Source organism: Gemmatimonadaceae bacterium, from assembly GCA_037721215.1.
GTDB lineage: Bacteria > Gemmatimonadota > Gemmatimonadetes > Gemmatimonadales > Gemmatimonadaceae > UBA4720.
The window spans coordinates 32,380-48,563 of the sequence record JBBJNV010000016.1 but is presented as its reverse complement, the minus strand read 5'-3'; the positions used below and the strand labels follow the sequence as shown (position 1 = coordinate 48,563).

Below are 16,184 nucleotides of genomic sequence, written 5' to 3'. Positions count from 1 at the left end.
GGTTACGGGCGGACGCGCAGCCCGAAGCTCAGCGTGAATGCGCGCTCGCGCGGGTCGCCGGTAACGGCCGGCTCACCGGCAGAGCGGGACGAATGTTGAACGGTCAAATCAAGCGCGGCGCGGTTACGAAAGAACTGCGCACCGACTCCTCCCGCAAATGAAAGTTCTGTGACGTCACTTCCCGCCGCCTGGAACGGCAGCGTGCGGTAGCGCGCGCCGGCACGGAACACGAGCAGACGCTCCGCGATGCGCGGGCCGGCAGCCTCGAGTCCTACTCCACCCTCCCACGCGTCTACAGCGTTTACCACAGCGGAACCCAGCCCATTCAGCGACGACCAGGATTCACGGGCTACCTGAGCCGAGACGCTTGCGCCCGAAATTCCTTCATAGGACAGCGCCGCAGCCAGCCGATCCGGTACTCCTGCCGTGGACACAGTGGTGTCCCGGGAGCGAGCGCTGATATCTCCACCTTTCCGGCCGGAAATTGCGAAAGCGATTGACCGCGCAGGGCGAAGGATTGCACCTGCCGATACAGCGAAACCGGTGAATGAAACGTTCGTCGACTGCGTAACGGTGCTGAAATTCAGAGAATCGGGAAAGCTCTGATCGAAAAAGACGCGACTTTGCCCCGTCAGAACATGTCCGCCGATCCCCACCTGCACCTTCGCCGATGGAGCATATCCTGCCGCAAGCCTGACATCGTTGATCGCGCCGATCACCCGCACTGCCTCCGTCACGGTCGTGATCTGATCAGCCACCGCCACTTCTCTTGTGGTCGTGGTGGCGAACGACCGATCGAGAAACGTCGAAACCGAGAGGCCGATGCTGCCCTTGCGCCTGAAGGGAACTGACGCCGCTGTGAGAGGAAATCGCGCAGTCAGCGTGCTGGCCGACGCAGTATCAGCCGAGAATCGCCGGAATTCCGGCTCGTACTGGAAGAAAACCCGCGGATCGGCCGACAGTGCAATTGCCGCCGGATTGAGGGGCGAGTCGGCATCGAATTGTGCGAGCCCGCCACCCGTTGCAAGTGCACGCGTGCTGAACTGGCCAGGCGGATATCCGAACCCCTGCGTACTCAGGCTTCCCTGACCGGCGGCTACTCTGCCAGTCAGAACAACGGCGGCGGCTATCGCAACTGCCCATCGAACTGCCCATCGGTTGCACGGTATCATGGGAGCCCGCCAGACTGCCGCTTGGAAAAGCTGATCCTCAATCGCGGCCGAAGCGCGGGCGCCGCTTCCGTCGAGAAGAACCTCGCTTCGACAGGCGTTTGTCCTTCTCTCGTGCTGATGAGCACAAGCGCGCGGGGTGTCCGTTTCACATCCTGCGAACGCCACAGCGCGACCACCGTGCCGACCTCGATCACCTTCAAACCGCTGTCCCGCGGGACGAGCCTGAGCGTGTCTCTGGCGGCGATTGCAGTAATCTGTGCCGCTCTCGCGATATCGGTGACGGCGTTAGCCGCAAGTGAAACGTGAGGAACGATGAATATCGTGTCCGAATCACTGACACCCCGGTTAGGTCGCTGAGTCAAAAGAAGTGAGGCCCGAATGATGTCGGCAGAGTCGACAATGAAAGCAGGAATCTCGAACCGCAGATACACACGGCTCGCCGGTAGTCCGCCGATGTTGAGTGCGCCAGCCGGCCCCGGCGGAGTGCCCTTTACCAGCAAGGTGTAATCGGCAAGGCTCGCGGCAACCGCCGGTTGATCAGCCGGAGTCCGCGAAAACGGAAGGAGAACAATCGGCCTGACGGCGGTGTCGGACGACACGCGGAACGAAAGCACGGTCGGCGAAGAAGCGCCTTCCATCGAAAGAATTCGCAGTTGTACAGGCCCGGCCGCGCGAAGTCGAAGGCCGACGCGCAGACGACCACCGCGCCGTGCAAGAATAGCTGCAGGCGGAACAGGAAAAATCAGCGTGTCCTTGAGCTCAGTCGGGGCATAAGTGCGCGAGGCAATCAGGCGATCCGTGCGAAACAGCTCGGCGACCGGAGCGATCAGACTGTCGTTCGCGGGTGTGTCAACGTCGAACGCGTCGATCGTCACCGGTCCGGGAATCTTTCCGCCCACAGTATCGACTCTCATGCGAATGAACGCGCTATCGACAGTCGTGATCGCCGTTGAGGTTGTGTCGGTCAGCGATCGCTGAAATCGCGCCGGGATCGAATCGAACCGTATCACCCCGCGCGAATCGATGGTGTCACCGCGTGTGGCCAGGAAAAGCGATGCCTCGGTACCCAGTCCTGTCAGTGCAGATACCGTAGTATCCAGTACGACGGGATCGAGTGTAACGGTCTCGATCTGGCCTCCCTGGTCGGAGCAGAGCAGCGGGCATCCGGCACTGTTATCCAGATTTTCGGTACACGCGGCAACCACTACGGCCACAGCGATCAGTCCGGCAATTTTCGTCAATGCAGTATCCAGTCGCACTTACATCCTTCCACTTAAATGGTCGGGCGCGAACGCCTGTGGCAGCAGCTCGGCGAGATGCCATGTGATCTGCTTCCCGTTTCTTGCATAGCTAGTAATGTGAAGATCAGGAGCGAATTCGCTCATCGTCTGGCGGCATGACCCGCACGGTGGCGCTGGCTCCTCCGACTCGCTTGCGATCGCGATGTTTACAAACGACGTCATGCCCCGTGCAACCGCCCCTGCAACCGCGACGCGCTCAGCGCAGATCGTCTCTCCATACGCCGAGTTTTCTACATTGCAGCCAGCGACGATCTCGCCGGTTGTCGTAAGCAGCGCCGCTCCAACACGAAAGCGCGAATACGGAGCATAGGCGTTTTCCAACGCAGCGAATGCGGCGTCCCGTAAAGCCTCCCTGACGTCAGCCGCCGTGTCGCCGGCGTTCACCTCGCCGTCAAACGCGAAAGAAATGAGGTACCTGCACCGGAAAATGAGACACCGAACCACTCACCAGTGGTTGCGCCGAGATCGGAAAAAGTCGCGCGCGTGCCGAGGTCGGCAGGAACGACGGAGTGTCCGATGGCCAGCATCGGCACCGCCTCACGGGAATGATCGGTAGAGGCCGTGGTTGGGTCATTACCGTGGTCGGCGGTTATAAAAAGCAGGTCGTCCTCGTGGAGTGCGGAAACAAGCGAAGGAAGTGCGAAGTCGAACTCTCGCAGCGAGTTGTAAAACCCCGCGACGTCGTTGCGGTGCCCGTATAGCTGGTCGAAATCTACTAGGTTGACGAAAAGGAGCCCACATCGATCACTCTCGAGCCACGCCCGGAGATTCTCAATGCCTTCTGCGTTTGACGCGGTATGCCGGGCGACGAGCGAGCGGCCGGCGAAAAGATCGTCCACCTTCCCGATACCGTCACGAGCGATCCCCGCAGCAGCAAGCGCATCCAGCAGCGTCTCCGTGGGTGGCGCCAGCGCGTAATCGCGGCGGTTGGGAGTACGCGAGTACGAGCCCGATTTTCCCGCGAATGGCCGAGCGATGACACGAGAGACATCGTGGGGTTCGACAAGCAGTCCGCGCGCGAGAGCACATGCGGCGTAGAGCTCTTCGAGAGGCACCACTCCCTCGTGCGCGGCAACCTGACAGACGGAATCGGCAGATGTGTAGACAACCCACTCCCCGGTCGACACATGCCGGTCGCCGAACTTTTCGAGTATCGCCGTCCCGCTGCCGATGGTGTTTGCGATCACGCCACGGCCTGTCAGCCGGCTGAGCTCGCGCAGCAAGTCATCGGGAAAGCCGGCTGGATAAGTGGGGAACGGCCGGGCGAGCTGGACTCCCGCAATCTCCCAGTGGCCGGCGATGCTGTCCTTGCCCGCCGATGCGGGGTTCATCCTGCCCCATGCACCCAGTGAGTTCGCTACCGGAGCCATGCCCGCAAGCTCGGTGATATTGCCGAGCCCGTATGATGCGAGTGTCGGCAGGTTCAATCCGCCGACCGCCCTTGCAATGTTACCGAGCGTGTTACTGCCCGCGTCGCCGTAGGCGGCAGCATCGGGGGCTTCGCCGATGCCCACGCCGTCGAGCACAATGATGATCGCGCGCCGGCAATCAGGCATCGAGGTAGGTTCTTCCAGTTCTGCTTTTCAACCCCGTCAGCAACTCATATGGGGACATCGAGGCCTTCTCGGCGACGGCGGCGACTGTGAGAATCCCGCCTCCATCAGGCGAGCGGCCAATCAGCGTTACAACATCCCCAAGGTCGCAATCGACGCCGGTTACATCGAGCATGACCATGTCCATCGTTACGCGCCCGGCGATGCTGACACGCCCGCCACCAACGAGGGCTTCGCCGGTATTGCTGAGGGAGCGCGGATAACCATCCGCGTAACCGATCCCCACCGTCGCGATCCGGGTGCGGGAAGTGGCGGTGAACGTGGCATCGTAGCTCACGGTGTCTCCGGGCTCGATCGTCCGAATATCAACTACCATCCCCCGCAGGTGAACGACAGGTTCAGGTTCGACCGATGCGCCGGAAACCGTCGCCACGCCGTAAAGAAAGATCCCCGGCCGTGCCAGATCCCACGAAACGCCCCTGTGGCGAACGATCGCGGCGCTGCCTTCAGCATGCACCAGTAGGGGACGGCTGGACAACGATGTCAGGGCCTCGTTGAATCGCGATATCTGAGCCGCCATGGAAGAATCGTCGAGCTGCGCGGAATGGAAGTGCGTGAACGCCCCAGATGGGGGATTGGCTTCCAGCGCGTCTTTCAATTGCGCTACCTCACGCCAGGGCACACCCGCGCGACTCATCCCGGTATCGACCGACAAATGATATGGGAGCCCATACATTCTCCACTGCAGGATGCTTTCCGATGACCCGAGAGCAGGAGTCAGAGACGCGGCTGCGGCGGCTTCGAGCTCATGAACCAGCAATGGAGTAAAAACGACGACCGGACGTGAAATGCCTCCTTCCCGAAGCTCCACACCTTCATCGATCGTCGCTACGCCAAATCCCCATGGCTCGATTGATTCGAGTGCACGGGCGACGGGAACCGCACCAAGCCCATAGGCGTCGGCCTTCACCATCGGCAGAAGAGGTGCTCCGGCACTTGAAGCAGCAGCGGCGGCGTTTCTGCAAAGTGCGGCGAGATCGACTTCGACCCACGCGCGGCTCAGGGCCGGCATTGGGCGATAATCGCACGTTGGCGGCTGACGACCGACACCGGTAAAATTCCAGTCACATTGCCCAATCTAGCGAACCCGGAAGTCGCATGACTGAACCTGCCACGTTAAATGACACTGTCTCGCTGATGCGAGACCTTCGCCTGCGTTGCGACTGGGATGCCGCGCAGACCCATGCATCGCTCAGACCCTACCTCATCGAGGAATCGCAGGAGCTCGACGATGCCCTGCGCGATGGCGACCCGATGTTGATGAAGGAGGAACTCGGCGACGTTTTGCTTCAGGTTCTTTTTCATGCCGTGATCGCAGAAGAACGGGGTGAATTCAGCATTTCAGATGTCGCCGAAGCGCTGATCGCAAAGATGCACGCCCGGCATCCGCATCTGTACGGTAACGGCGTCAGGGAGCCATGGGAGAAAATGAAGTCGAAGAAGCGCGCGTCGATTGCCGACGGGCTGCCGGTGGCTCTTCCGCCGTTACACCGCGCGCACAGGCTTCAGGACCGCGCGGCGGGAGTCGGATTTGACTGGCCGGATACGAGCGGCCCCGCCGCGAAGGTCGAGGAAGAGCTGGCGGAAGTACGGGCTCACCTGCAGGACGCCGCGCTTCGGCCACACGGCGCGCCTCCCGTCTTCGACGCGGCGCACGCGGCGCTCGAACTGGAACTGGGTGACCTTCTGTTTGCCTGTGTTAATCTGTGCCGAAAGGCAAACGTGCATGCCTCGCTTGCGCTGGATCTGGCAAATTCAAAGTTCGAGGCGCGCTTCAGAAAGGTCGAGACGCTCGCCACGAAACGCGGGATCGCGCTCGGGGACGCAAGCCTCGAAGACCTCGATTCTCTGTGGGACGAGGTGAAGCTGGACGGGTAAGCGGCTAATGCGCGCCCCGGCGCTACGGCCGTAATCGGTGCATCATCCGGGGGAAGGCAATTGATTCGCGGAGGTGTGGAAGCCCGCAGATCCACGAGACAGTGCGCTCGAGCCCAAGACCGAACCCCGAATGAACGAACGTCCCGTATTTCCGGAGATCCAGGTACCAGCCGTATGCCACGACCGGCAGTTTTTCTTCCTGGATTCGATGAAGCAACCGGTCGTAGTCGTCTTCGCGCTGTGAGCCGCCAATAATTTCGCCGTACCCTTCCGGCGCAAGACAGTCGTTGCAGAGAACCGTCCGCGGGTCCTGCGGGTTCTCTTTCATGTAGAATGCCTTGGCCTCTTTCGGATAGTTATAAATGAAGATAGGGCGATCGTGACCTTCGACGAGCAAAGATTCGTCTTCGGCACCAAGATCGTCGCCCCATTCCACGGAACTGCCTTTCGATTTGAGAATACGCACGGCCTCGGAATAATCGATCCTCGGGAATGGCGGAGCCACGGATTCGAGCTTCGATAAATCGCGCTCGAGTTCGATTAACTCCGGTCTTCGTCGTTCGAGGCACCGCGTTACAAGATATGAAACGAACTCCTGCTGCAACCGCATGTTGTCATCCGAGTCGTTGAACGCCACCTCGGGCTCCACCATCCAGAACTCGGTAAGATGGCGGCGGGTTTTGGATTTCTCCGCGCGAAACGTCGGTCCGAAGCAGTAAATCTTACCGAACGCCGCCGCGGCGGCTTCTCCGTAAAGCTGTCCGGTCTGGGCCAAATACGCGGTTCCCTCGTCGAAATACTCGGTGGAGAAGAGTCCGCTGCGCTCACCGATCGCCGCTGTCAGGACCGGCGTATCGACAAGAGTGAAGTCACGCTCATAGAAAAAGTCGCGAACGGCCTGTTCCACTTCGTGACGTATTTTCGCGATCGCGCGCTGGCGCCCCGACCGGAGCCAGAAATGCCGGTTGTCGAGAAGAAAATCGATCCCGTGCTCCTTTGGCTGAATCGGGTAATCCACGGGGCTGGCGCCGAGCACCTCCAGACCACTTACACCAAGCTCGAAACCGCCCGCGGAACGCGCATCCTGGCGTACCTCGCCGGTAACTTCGATCGTCGTTTCCTGAGATAGGGTCGCGAACCGTTCCCACGTCTCGGCTGCAAGACTATTTTTCACGAGCACACACTGCAACATTCCGCTCCCGTCGCGCATGACCACAAATGCAATCTTGCCGGAAGAGCGGAGATGGGTGACCCAGCCCCGAACGTGGACAACTTGTCCGGCGTGAGGGCCGAGTTCGGATATGCGCGCGTATGGGGGAGTCATTGGGGAATAGGTTCGGGCGGGAAGTGCGCGGCAAGCTAGGTGCCCCTTACAGGGGTGTCAACCGCGCATGAAGCTGCGTACGCGACTGGGTCTGGGGATCGTTTCCATCACGATCATCCTGCTCATTCCGCTGGTGCTCGCGCTTCAGGCTCTAGAGCGGGTGCATCAGACCACCCGCAGCCTGCGAGACCGGGAGTTTGCCGCTTCGCTGGTCCTCGGGAGCTTCCGCGAGACAACCGACGATGTCAAGCGGTCCGAAGATGCTTTGGTGCTGCTCGCAGACAGCGCCAGCGAGCTCCGTATGCGCGCGCAGCTGGACCGGTTGAGCCTGGTGGCAGACTCTCTGGCGGCTTACACGACACGAGCCGCGGCGACGGACATCTCCAACGCGATTCTTGCGCTCCGTGCCTCGACCCAGGCTGAGTATGCCGCGGCCGTCGCGGGGGCAAACAACACCGCCGAGGAGATTTCGGTTCAGCGCACCCGGCCGGCGCTTGGCACGATCGAGAGGGCGCTGGCGCGCACCGAAGCCAGGCTGCGGGACGAAACCCGTGATCGGGTGGCTGACGCCGCGTCGACCACTATCGAGGCAAGGCGGACCGCTGCCGGTGCACTGGCCATCGCCCTCCTCCTTGCCACTCTGATCGCAATCTGGCTCACCCGCTCAATCAGCCGTCCCGTGCAGGATCTGGAGCGTGGCATGAAAGCGGTCGCTGACGGCGACTTTACGCAGCGGCTGCCGATGGTCGAGCGGCGCAACGACGAGTTTGGGCGCCTCGCGACAAGCTACCAGGCGATGACGGCGCAATTATCCGAACTGGACAAGCTGAAAGCCGAATTTGTATCGGTCGCGTCCCATGAATTAAAGACGCCAATCAACGTGATCGTCGGATATCTGGAGCTGCTGCAGGAGAACATCTATGGCGAGCTCAATCCCAAGCAACGTGAAATCTGCGCGACGCTCGGCAAGCAGGCACAGACACTCACTCGGCTCGTGAAGCGCTTGCTGGACATCAGCCGGTTTGAGGCGGGTGGAGGAAAACTCGAGCGACGACAGGTTGACCTCGACCGCTTTCTACATTCGTTCGAGACGTCATTCCAGGTACTCGCACTGCAGCGCGAGATATTGTTCCGGGTGGTAAGAGGAAACAATCTTCCCTCGCAGGTGTTATGGGACGAGGACAGGATCAACGAAGTGCTCGGCAATCTACTTTCAAACGCCTTCAAATTCACTGACCGCGGCGGCACAGTCGAGCTGCTTGTGGAAGGTGCAGAGCATGAAGTGTGTATCACGGTGCACGACACTGGCGCCGGGATTGCATCGGAACAGTTGCCCCATATCTTCGAGAAATTTTTTCAGGCGAACAATCAGGCATACGCGGCGGTCAAGGGAACGGGTCTTGGCTTGGCGATCGCCCGGGAGATCGTCGAAGCACACGGCGGATCCGTTTCAGTGGAGAGCACATTGGGAATCGGGACAACATTTACGATCATTCTGCCTATCAGAGCAGTGATCACCCGCCGCACTCCATTCCGGCGCATGCCTGCGGTGGAGGAAGTCGTTTGATCAGATCCGCCGGACTGGCGCTTTTCTGTCTCGTGTCGGTCATCACCGCCGGCGCTTGCTCTCCGGCCCGGGGTTCGCAGGCTCCGTCTCCTGCGTCATCCTATGCCACAACTCTCGCTTCGGCTCAGCGACGCGCCGACTCTGGCGATTACGCTGGTGCCGACAGGATTCTGGCTGATTATGCACTCAAGGCAAAAAACAAAGCCGACGCGCATGAGATCAGTTTCTGGCGTGCACTTCATATGGTAGACCCGGCCAACAAGACGGCATCGATGACCGAGGGAATTCGGGCGCTCGACATTTATCTGAGCACCCCTGGGGCGGTGGCATACCGGCCGCAGGCGCTGGTGCTGAAACGAAGCGCCATGACCGTGCAGGCGATGCGGCAGGCGGTGCTGGCGACGCCCAGGGTAGTGAACAACGGTCGCGACACTGTCTTCGTCACACGCGACGAAGACACAGCAGCGCTCCGCGACCAGCTCGCCAAGGCAAATGCCGAGCTCGAGCGAATCAAGAAGCGGCTGGCAAACCCAAGCCGCTGAGTTTCAATGTCTCGTCATCATCCAACCCTGAAGAGCTGAAGGGCACGGGCGTAGCGATCTGAGAGCACACCGCGAATTCCGGCGTGCTCTTTCATTTCCAAGTCGGGATCCAGTGACAGTATCTCTTCGGCGGCAACCCGGGCTTCGATATTGAGCTGCTCGTCGCGGATCGGGTCAGCAACGCGAAAAGTCGCGTCGCCACTCTGTTCTTCGCCAAAAAGATTTCCCATGCCGCGAATGCCAAGGTCAGCGCGCGCAATCGCGAATCCATCCTCCGTTCCCGCGAAGATGTTCAACCGGGCTGCCGCGTCCGGCCCGAAATCACCAAGCAGGATGCAGTACGAGGCCTCGGCTCCGCGGCCCACACGTCCGCGCAACTGATGCAGTTGCGACAGTCCGAATCGCTCCGGATGCTCGATCAGCATCACCGTTGCGTTTGCAACGTCGATACCGACTTCTATGACCGTTGTCGCAACGAGAATGTCGATTGCGCCGTCGCGAAAAGCGCGCATCGTTGCGTTGCGCTCGGCCGAAGGAATGCGGCCATGGAGCAACGCAACGCGCTTCCGGTCGAACGGGCCGGCAGAGAGTTCCTGAAACATCGTCGTTGCCGCTTTCAGGTCGGTTTTTTCAGATTCTTCAATGACCGGATAAACGATGTAAGCCTGGCGACCCTTATCCGTTTCACGCAGCACAAAGTTCAGAACCTTTTCACGCGCTTTACCCGGCCGGATGACAGTTGTCACTGGCTGGCGGCCAGCCGGCCTTTCGTCCAAGGTGCTGACATCGAGATCGCCGTACATCGTCAGAGCGAGTGAACGCGGGATAGGTGTTGCACTCATCAGAAGAATGTCCGGCGTAGCGCCCTTTGTGGAAAGAGCGGCGCGCTGCTCAACGCCAAAACGGTGCTGCTCGTCGACGGTTGCAAAACCGAGATTGGCAAATGATGTCGCTGCCTGAACCAGCGCATGGGTGCCGATCACAAACAGCGGTGCGGCCTCGCCCATTCTTTTTGCGGCGTCAGCGCGCGCTTGACCGCTGAGGCTTCCCGTCACAAGTAGCGGGCGGATGCCCAGTGGCTCCAGCAGGCCTGAGACCGTTCGAAAATGCTGCTCGGCGAGGAGTTCGGTAGGAGCCATGAGTGCTGCCTGGTATCCATTCTCCATCGCCAGCAGCGACGCGAACAGGGAGATGATTGTTTTCCCGCTGCCAACATCCCCTTGAAGAAGTCGGTGCATTCTGCGCTCGCTGCACATGTCCCCGACAATTTCGCGGAGGGCGGTAGTCTGTGCGCCTGTGAGCACGAAAGGCAGTGCTTCCTTCAAAGCGGAGGTCAGCTCGCGTCGATTTTCGAAGGTGATTCCTGTTCGCCGCTGACGGGCGATGCGATTGGCGCGGCGGTGCAGGAGGTGAACGAACAAAAGCTCCTCGAATGCAAGTCGCCCGCGCGCGCGCTCAGCTTCGGGAATGGAACTCGGCTGGTGTAACGTTCTCAATGCATCAGGTAGACTGGGGAGTGAAGACCTTGCCAGCAGCTTCGCTGGCAGATACTCCCGGACTAATGGCAGCAGGGCATCGATATGGCTCTCGATGATTCCCCTGATAATCTTGAAGGAAAGGCCTTCAGTGGCAGGATAAACTGACAGCACCCGCCCCCCCGCAAAGTGTGCCGAGTCGGCACCGAGGTTGACGTATTCACGGGGCTGGAGTTGCCGGCCATGGTAGAAGCGAACCGGCCCTGTAAGCAGCAGAGTATCGTCTTTAGATATGGCACGGTCCAGAAAAGGCTGACCCGGCCACGACGCTTCGATCATCCCGGAGTCATCCTTGACGACGGCCTGAAAAATCCGAAGACCTTTTCGCGTAGGCATAATTCCCTTCGATATGACCCTGCCAACGACAGTGGCGTCCATCCCGGGTTCGAGCGATGAGATGGGACTGACAGTGGTTGCGTCTTCGTAGCGCTGCGGTATGTGGAGCAGGAGATCGCGAGCCGTCACGATACCAAGACGGCGAAGGGCCTCGGCGCGACCTGGCCCGACACCCTTGAGGTATGTGACTGGCATGTCGAGATATATTTTCCCGGCGCCGGACGACGACCTCCGCCGCTCGTCATCGCCCATTCGGCCTTACCCCTCGACCAGCTCGTTGGCGAACGCGACCGGATTGAATGGCTCGATGTCCGCCATTGTTTCGCCCGTACCGATGAACTTGACGGGGACGTTCAGCGCTTCGCGCACCGCGAGAACGATTCCTCCGCGGGCGGTGCCATCCAGCTTGGTCATCACGATTCCAGTAATCGGTACCGATGCGGCAAACGTGCGGGCCTGCGCGAGAGCATTCTGCCCAATCGTTGCATCGAGTACGAGCAAGGTTTCGTGTGGCGCGCCGGGGATGCGTTTGCCGATAACGCGATGGATTTTTCTGAGCTCCTCCATCAGACCGGCGCTCGTATGCAATCGGCCGGCAGTGTCGATGATGACCACGTCCATTCCACGCGTAATGGCGGCGTCGATCGCGCTGAATGCCACGGAAGCCGGATCGGTTCCCTGCACTGCGCCAAGAAAATCGGCGCCGCTTCGTTCGGCCCACATGCGCAGCTGGTCAACTGCGCCAGCACGAAATGTGTCCGCCGCACCGACAAGCGTGCGTTTTCCGCGGACCTGCATGAGAGCAGCAAGCTTGCCAATGAAGGTCGTCTTCCCAGCGCCGTTCACTCCAATGACCAGTATCACCGTTGGCGGCTTGGCGGCAAAAACCACTGCGGCGTCATCGGTGTCAGCTCCGAGGGCCGTCGCGACACCTTCCTCGAGCGTGGCGAGGAAATCGCTCTGCGTTCTTATCGTTCCACGCAGTGCCTGAAGTCGCACATCTTCAACCAGGCGCATACTCGTGGCAACACCGAAATCTGCCTCGATCAGAACTTCTTCCAGCTTCTCGAGCGACCCTTCGCTGACTCCTCCGCGGGCGAGCACGCTCACATCGGTGAGCGCGATATCTTTTACGCGCTGCCAGAGCGACCGTACGGGTAGATCACCATCGCGGCGGAGGATTCGAGGCATCAGATTGTGAAAGTCGAGTGATTTCGCGGGAAGCGATGGGCGCACTTGTCGCCGGCATTCAGGTCGTTCCGGCTTTGGAAACTTAACGCGAGCGGGATATCGGCTCCCCACAGAAATCCCCCGACTGGGGATTGCAACTGAAGTGATGATAGCATGGATCCCGTCTCCGGATGTTCCCGAACCCGCAACTGAATGAACCTGCTTTCTGAAATCACCGCCGCCCAGTGGATCTCGCTGGGGCCTCGCATCGTCGGCGCCACATTCGTGTGGACGGCCGTCATCAAGGCGATCGCTCCGCAGACTTTTCGCCAGCATCTGTCCTCGCTTGGCTGGATACCCGACCGTCTCCTCTGGCCCGCCGTTGTCGGCGCCGCAGCGTTCGAGGCGGGCTGGGGCGTTGCATTGATTCTCGGAATTGCCCCTGCCATCGTCCTGCCCGCAACGCTCGTTCTTCTGGTGGTGTTTTCGGCGATCAGCTGGTGGGGAGTGCGCAGCGGCAAGGCGGCCGACTGTGGTTGCTACGGCGGATTCATTCATCCCTCGATTGCGCAGAGCATCGGTCTCAACTCCGCGTTTGCCGCGCTCGTGCTCGCCGCTTGGTTCGCCCCAATGCCGGCGACACCGATGTCTCTCTGGATGGTGTTCGTCGCCATTGCCGCAACACTCGTCACTGGCGGTCTCGCCGAGTTCGCGCGCCGTTACCCCGATAAGCACGGTCACGCGCTGTTCGATCTCAATCCGCTCAAGGTCGGGCGCAAATGGCGGCACTCCTGGTCGGGGGGGGCGACATCCGGAAACATCAGCGACGAGATGCTCGTCGCCTACCTCGGTCCCGATTGCCCGTACTGCACCAAATTCGTGACCCTCGCTAACGCGATGATTCAGTCGCCGCGGCTGCCGCGCGTAGTTGGAGTGGTCGGATCGTCGAGGGAACGGCTCAACTCGTTCATTGCCGACAAGGGGATCAGATTTCCGATGGCAACGATATCGCCCTCTCTGATGGGGCGTCTCGCACAAGCGGTGCCGACAGCGGTGCTTGTAAAGTCCGGAAAGATCGACCGGATCTGGATTGGAAACATGCCAGCCGATTTCGTTGACCGCTTCCGGCGCGCCTTCTTTCCCGACCCCGATCCGGCGGCCGCCCCACAAACTACCTGATCATGGCTACTGCGATCGCGGATGGCCTTGCGACTAGTTTCTCTTGCTCACTGGTGCGGCAGCCCCGAAGGACGCAAGCGTCTGTGAGCGCAGTCGTTCGAAGGTGGCGCGCTCGCGGGATGGGATCGGTTCCCCACCCTTCATTCGGAGCGCAATACGCGGATCGCGCTGAACGCCGTTCACGAGCACCTCGAAGTGCAGATGGGGACCAGTTGCAAGACCGCTCATGCCAACAGAACCGATCGTTGTGCCGATTAAAACCCGCGCCCCTCGACGCGTGCTTTTTGAAAAGCCTCTCAAGTGACCGTAACGACTGACGAAGCCGTTTCGATGCCTGATGTCGACAACGTTGCCGTATCCGCCCTTTCGCCCGGCGAAGACGATTACTCCGTCTCCAATACTGCGAACCGGTGTTCCCATCGCCGCGGCATAGTCGGTTCCCTTATGCCGCCGCCAGACGCCGAGTACCGGGTGCCTGCGCCCGCCGAACATGCTCGAGATGCGTCGGAAAGTCACGGGAGCGCGGAGGAACGAGGCCCGCAAGGACTTTCCCGATCCGTCGAAATACTCCCCGCTCGCATTCCGACTCGAAAAACGAATCGCTTCGATCTCATTGCCTGAAAGTGCCAGCCGCGCGCCGAGAATTTTGTTGACGATGATCGCACCGTTCGGTTTTTGCAACCGCTCAACGAGCACATGAACCTTGTCGCCTTCGTGGAGATCACGGCTCATGTCGACGCGGTACTCGAAAATGTCGGCGAGCGAGAATGCAAGGTTCGCCCGTGCCGATCGGGGCAGGGCAGCCCCGCCTGCGGCGTCGAGAGCGTTTACCAGGCTCGATTGAATTACTCCCCCCACCGCAAGGGTGTCGACTTTGTCGGCGGACGACGCCAGCACGAACACCGGAGCGACAAGTACCTCGCTGGGCTCGACCACGACCGGATTCATGGCAATTTCCAGAGATCGAGGCGCCGCTCGTGCGAGCGGGAGACCCGACGCCGGTACGATCGCGCTCGTACGCCCGGCGCCGGAACCGGCGGACGCATCGGCGAATCCGCCAAGCAGATCCGCGTCCGGGACGCTCGCGATGGGCGGCGTAAGGCGCAGCGCGACCAGCGTGAACAACCCGACGAATGTGTATGTGATGACCCGCGCGATGCGGACGGTCAATCCATCTGTCTCCGAATGAAGGTCGGGATCTCCATGTCGCTGAAATCCTGACCGTTGCCATCCCGCTTCTCTGGGGATGACGCCGGAGGGGCGAGTGGCGTAACGCGTCGCGAGATGTCCGGAGGGATGGCGCTGCGAGCCTGGGTTGGAGTGGGCCTTCCGCGAACGGGAAGCTGAATCACCGGCGTACCGATCCGCATCGGACTCGTCGCGGGTGTCGAGGCGGGCACAACCGGTGACACTCCCGCAACAGGGCCCTTGTCGAAGCCGGTCGCAATCACGGTCACGCGACACTCGCCCTGCATCGCCTTCTCGTTCACCGTTCCGAAAATGATCTCTGCATCGTCGCCCACCGCATCCTTCACGATCTCAACAATCTGATGAACATCGCCGAGTGTGAGATCGTCACCACCAGTGATGTTTACCAGCACTCCGGTGGCGCCCGAGACCGAGACATTGTCGAGCAGTGGACTGGCGATGGCTTGCTGGGCCGCATCGGTCGCGCGATTCTCGCCTCGCCCGATGCCCGTTCCCATCAACGCCGAACCGCCTTCCTGCATTACGGTTCGTACATCCGCGAAATCCACGTTCACCAGACCAGTGACTGTTATGAGCGTAGAGATGCCCTGTGTCGCATGGAGCAGAACCTCATCGGCTTTCTTCAAAGCGTCGTGAAACGGAATCCCTTTGCCAACAACAGCAAGGAGCCGCTCGTTCGGCACGACGATCATCGTGTCCACATGCTTTCTCATCTCGGCAATGCCGAGCTCGGCCTGACGAAGCCTTCTGCGTCCCTCAAAAAGAAACGGACGGGTGACGATTCCGACGGTGAGCGCGCCAGCCTCGCGGGCAAGCTCGCATACGGTTGGAGCCGCACCTGTGCCCGTACCGCCACCCATGCCACAGGTTACAAAAACCAGGTCAGCGTTTGTAAGAACGAGGGACACTTCTTCCCTGTTCTCCTCTATCGCCTGCTTTCCAACTTCCGGCCGGGCGCCTGCACCCAGCCCGCGCGTCAATTTCTTCCCGATCTGAATCTTGACGTCCGATTTGGAATTGAGCAGCGCCTGGGCATCTGTATTGATCGAGATGAACTCGACGCCCGACAACCTTTCTTCGATCATCCGATTGACGGCATTGCCGCCCCCGCCGCCGACGCCAACCACTTTCATCCGGGCGTTCTGCGACGCGCTTTCCTCGAACTCGAAATTCATCGGGTGTTGCACTCCAGTGCTTCCAGGGGTGGGAATGATGACCGGCCAATATATATGCGACTGCTCACCGCATCCAATAGCGAATCACGGGGTGCTAAAGAAAACTTCGTTCAATTGCGGAAGGATAAATTTCCACGCCGCGTCAGAGGCCGCGCAGCTTTATGATGTGGAGAATGTCAAGCG

The 16,184-nt window shown here is 60.4% G+C and carries 14 protein-coding genes; 4 read left to right on the top strand and 10 right to left on the bottom strand.

What is annotated here, in order from left to right; translation table 11 throughout:
- Positions 1 to 2: 2 nt before the first annotated feature.
- Genes WKF55_10110 through alr form a run of 5 tightly spaced genes read right to left on the bottom strand, consistent with a single transcriptional unit; the run spans position 3 to position 5,098 of the window.
- Positions 3 to 1,172 carry a hypothetical protein gene (locus WKF55_10110; protein MEJ7759926.1) on the bottom strand — a complete coding sequence of 390 codons (1,170 nt, stop codon included), beginning with the start codon at positions 1,170 to 1,172 and terminating at the stop codon, positions 3 to 5.
- Entirely contained in the window at positions 1,169 to 2,431 is a 1,263-nt protein-coding gene (locus WKF55_10105) for a hypothetical protein (GenBank protein ID MEJ7759925.1), read from the bottom strand. Before WKF55_10105 ends, WKF55_10110 begins: the two co-directional genes overlap by 4 nt.
- Positions 2,432 to 2,857, bottom strand: a complete 426-nt coding sequence (gene cdd, locus WKF55_10100) for a cytidine deaminase (protein MEJ7759924.1) — start codon at positions 2,855 to 2,857, stop codon at positions 2,432 to 2,434. It abuts the gene before it with no gap.
- Positions 2,854 to 4,029, bottom strand: coding sequence for a phosphopentomutase (locus tag WKF55_10095; protein MEJ7759923.1), 1,176 nt, complete (start codon positions 4,027 to 4,029; stop codon positions 2,854 to 2,856). Before WKF55_10095 ends, cdd begins: the two co-directional genes overlap by 4 nt.
- The gene (gene alr, locus WKF55_10090) at positions 4,022 to 5,098 is read right to left on the bottom strand and encodes an alanine racemase (protein MEJ7759922.1); all 1,077 of its coding nucleotides are present in this window, start codon (positions 5,096 to 5,098) and stop codon (positions 4,022 to 4,024) included. The genes WKF55_10095 and alr overlap by 8 nt, the downstream gene beginning before the upstream one ends.
- Before the next feature lie 86 nt (positions 5,099 to 5,184).
- Between alr and mazG the strand changes: the two genes are divergently transcribed.
- The gene (gene mazG / locus WKF55_10085) at positions 5,185 to 5,964 is read left to right on the top strand and encodes a nucleoside triphosphate pyrophosphohydrolase (protein ID MEJ7759921.1); all 780 of its coding nucleotides are present in this window, start codon (positions 5,185 to 5,187) and stop codon (positions 5,962 to 5,964) included.
- Positions 5,965 to 5,986: 22 nt separating this feature from the next.
- On the opposite strand, the gene asnS is transcribed toward mazG, so the two are convergent.
- Positions 5,987 to 7,288, bottom strand: a complete 1,302-nt coding sequence (gene asnS, locus WKF55_10080) for an asparagine--tRNA ligase (protein MEJ7759920.1) — start codon at positions 7,286 to 7,288, stop codon at positions 5,987 to 5,989.
- 67 nt (positions 7,289 to 7,355) lie between these two features.
- On the opposite strand from asnS, the gene WKF55_10075 reads away from it, so the two are divergent.
- Together WKF55_10075 and WKF55_10070 are read left to right on the top strand one after the other, a co-directional pair.
- Complete coding sequence (locus WKF55_10075) at positions 7,356 to 8,855, top strand: HAMP domain-containing sensor histidine kinase (GenBank protein ID MEJ7759919.1); 1,500 nt, start codon at positions 7,356 to 7,358, stop codon at positions 8,853 to 8,855.
- Positions 8,852 to 9,397 carry a hypothetical protein gene (locus tag WKF55_10070; GenBank protein ID MEJ7759918.1) on the top strand — a complete coding sequence of 182 codons (546 nt, stop codon included), beginning with the start codon at positions 8,852 to 8,854 and terminating at the stop codon, positions 9,395 to 9,397. The genes WKF55_10075 and WKF55_10070 overlap by 4 nt, the downstream gene beginning before the upstream one ends.
- Before the next feature lie 17 nt (positions 9,398 to 9,414).
- Here the strand turns inward: WKF55_10070 and recG are convergent, their stop codons facing one another.
- Both recG and ftsY read right to left on the bottom strand, forming a co-directional pair.
- Complete coding sequence (gene recG / locus WKF55_10065) at positions 9,415 to 11,463, bottom strand: ATP-dependent DNA helicase RecG (protein ID MEJ7759917.1); 2,049 nt, start codon at positions 11,461 to 11,463, stop codon at positions 9,415 to 9,417.
- 63 nt (positions 11,464 to 11,526) lie between these two features.
- Positions 11,527 to 12,459, bottom strand: coding sequence for a signal recognition particle-docking protein FtsY (gene ftsY, locus WKF55_10060; GenBank protein ID MEJ7759916.1), 933 nt, complete (start codon positions 12,457 to 12,459; stop codon positions 11,527 to 11,529).
- Positions 12,460 to 12,651: 192 nt separating this feature from the next.
- Here ftsY and WKF55_10055 point away from each other — a divergent pair, with 192 nt between their 5' ends.
- The gene (locus WKF55_10055) at positions 12,652 to 13,617 is read left to right on the top strand and encodes a MauE/DoxX family redox-associated membrane protein (GenBank protein MEJ7759915.1); all 966 of its coding nucleotides are present in this window, start codon (positions 12,652 to 12,654) and stop codon (positions 13,615 to 13,617) included.
- A 33-nt stretch (positions 13,618 to 13,650) separates the two neighbouring features.
- Here the strand turns inward: WKF55_10055 and WKF55_10050 are convergent, their stop codons facing one another.
- Positions 13,651 to 14,787, bottom strand: coding sequence for a M23 family metallopeptidase (locus WKF55_10050; protein ID MEJ7759914.1), 1,137 nt, complete (start codon positions 14,785 to 14,787; stop codon positions 13,651 to 13,653).
- Entirely contained in the window at positions 14,784 to 16,001 is a 1,218-nt protein-coding gene (gene ftsZ / locus WKF55_10045; GenBank protein ID MEJ7759913.1) for a cell division protein FtsZ, read from the bottom strand. Before ftsZ ends, WKF55_10050 begins: the two co-directional genes overlap by 4 nt.
- Between the last annotated feature and the right edge of the window lie 183 nt (positions 16,002 to 16,184).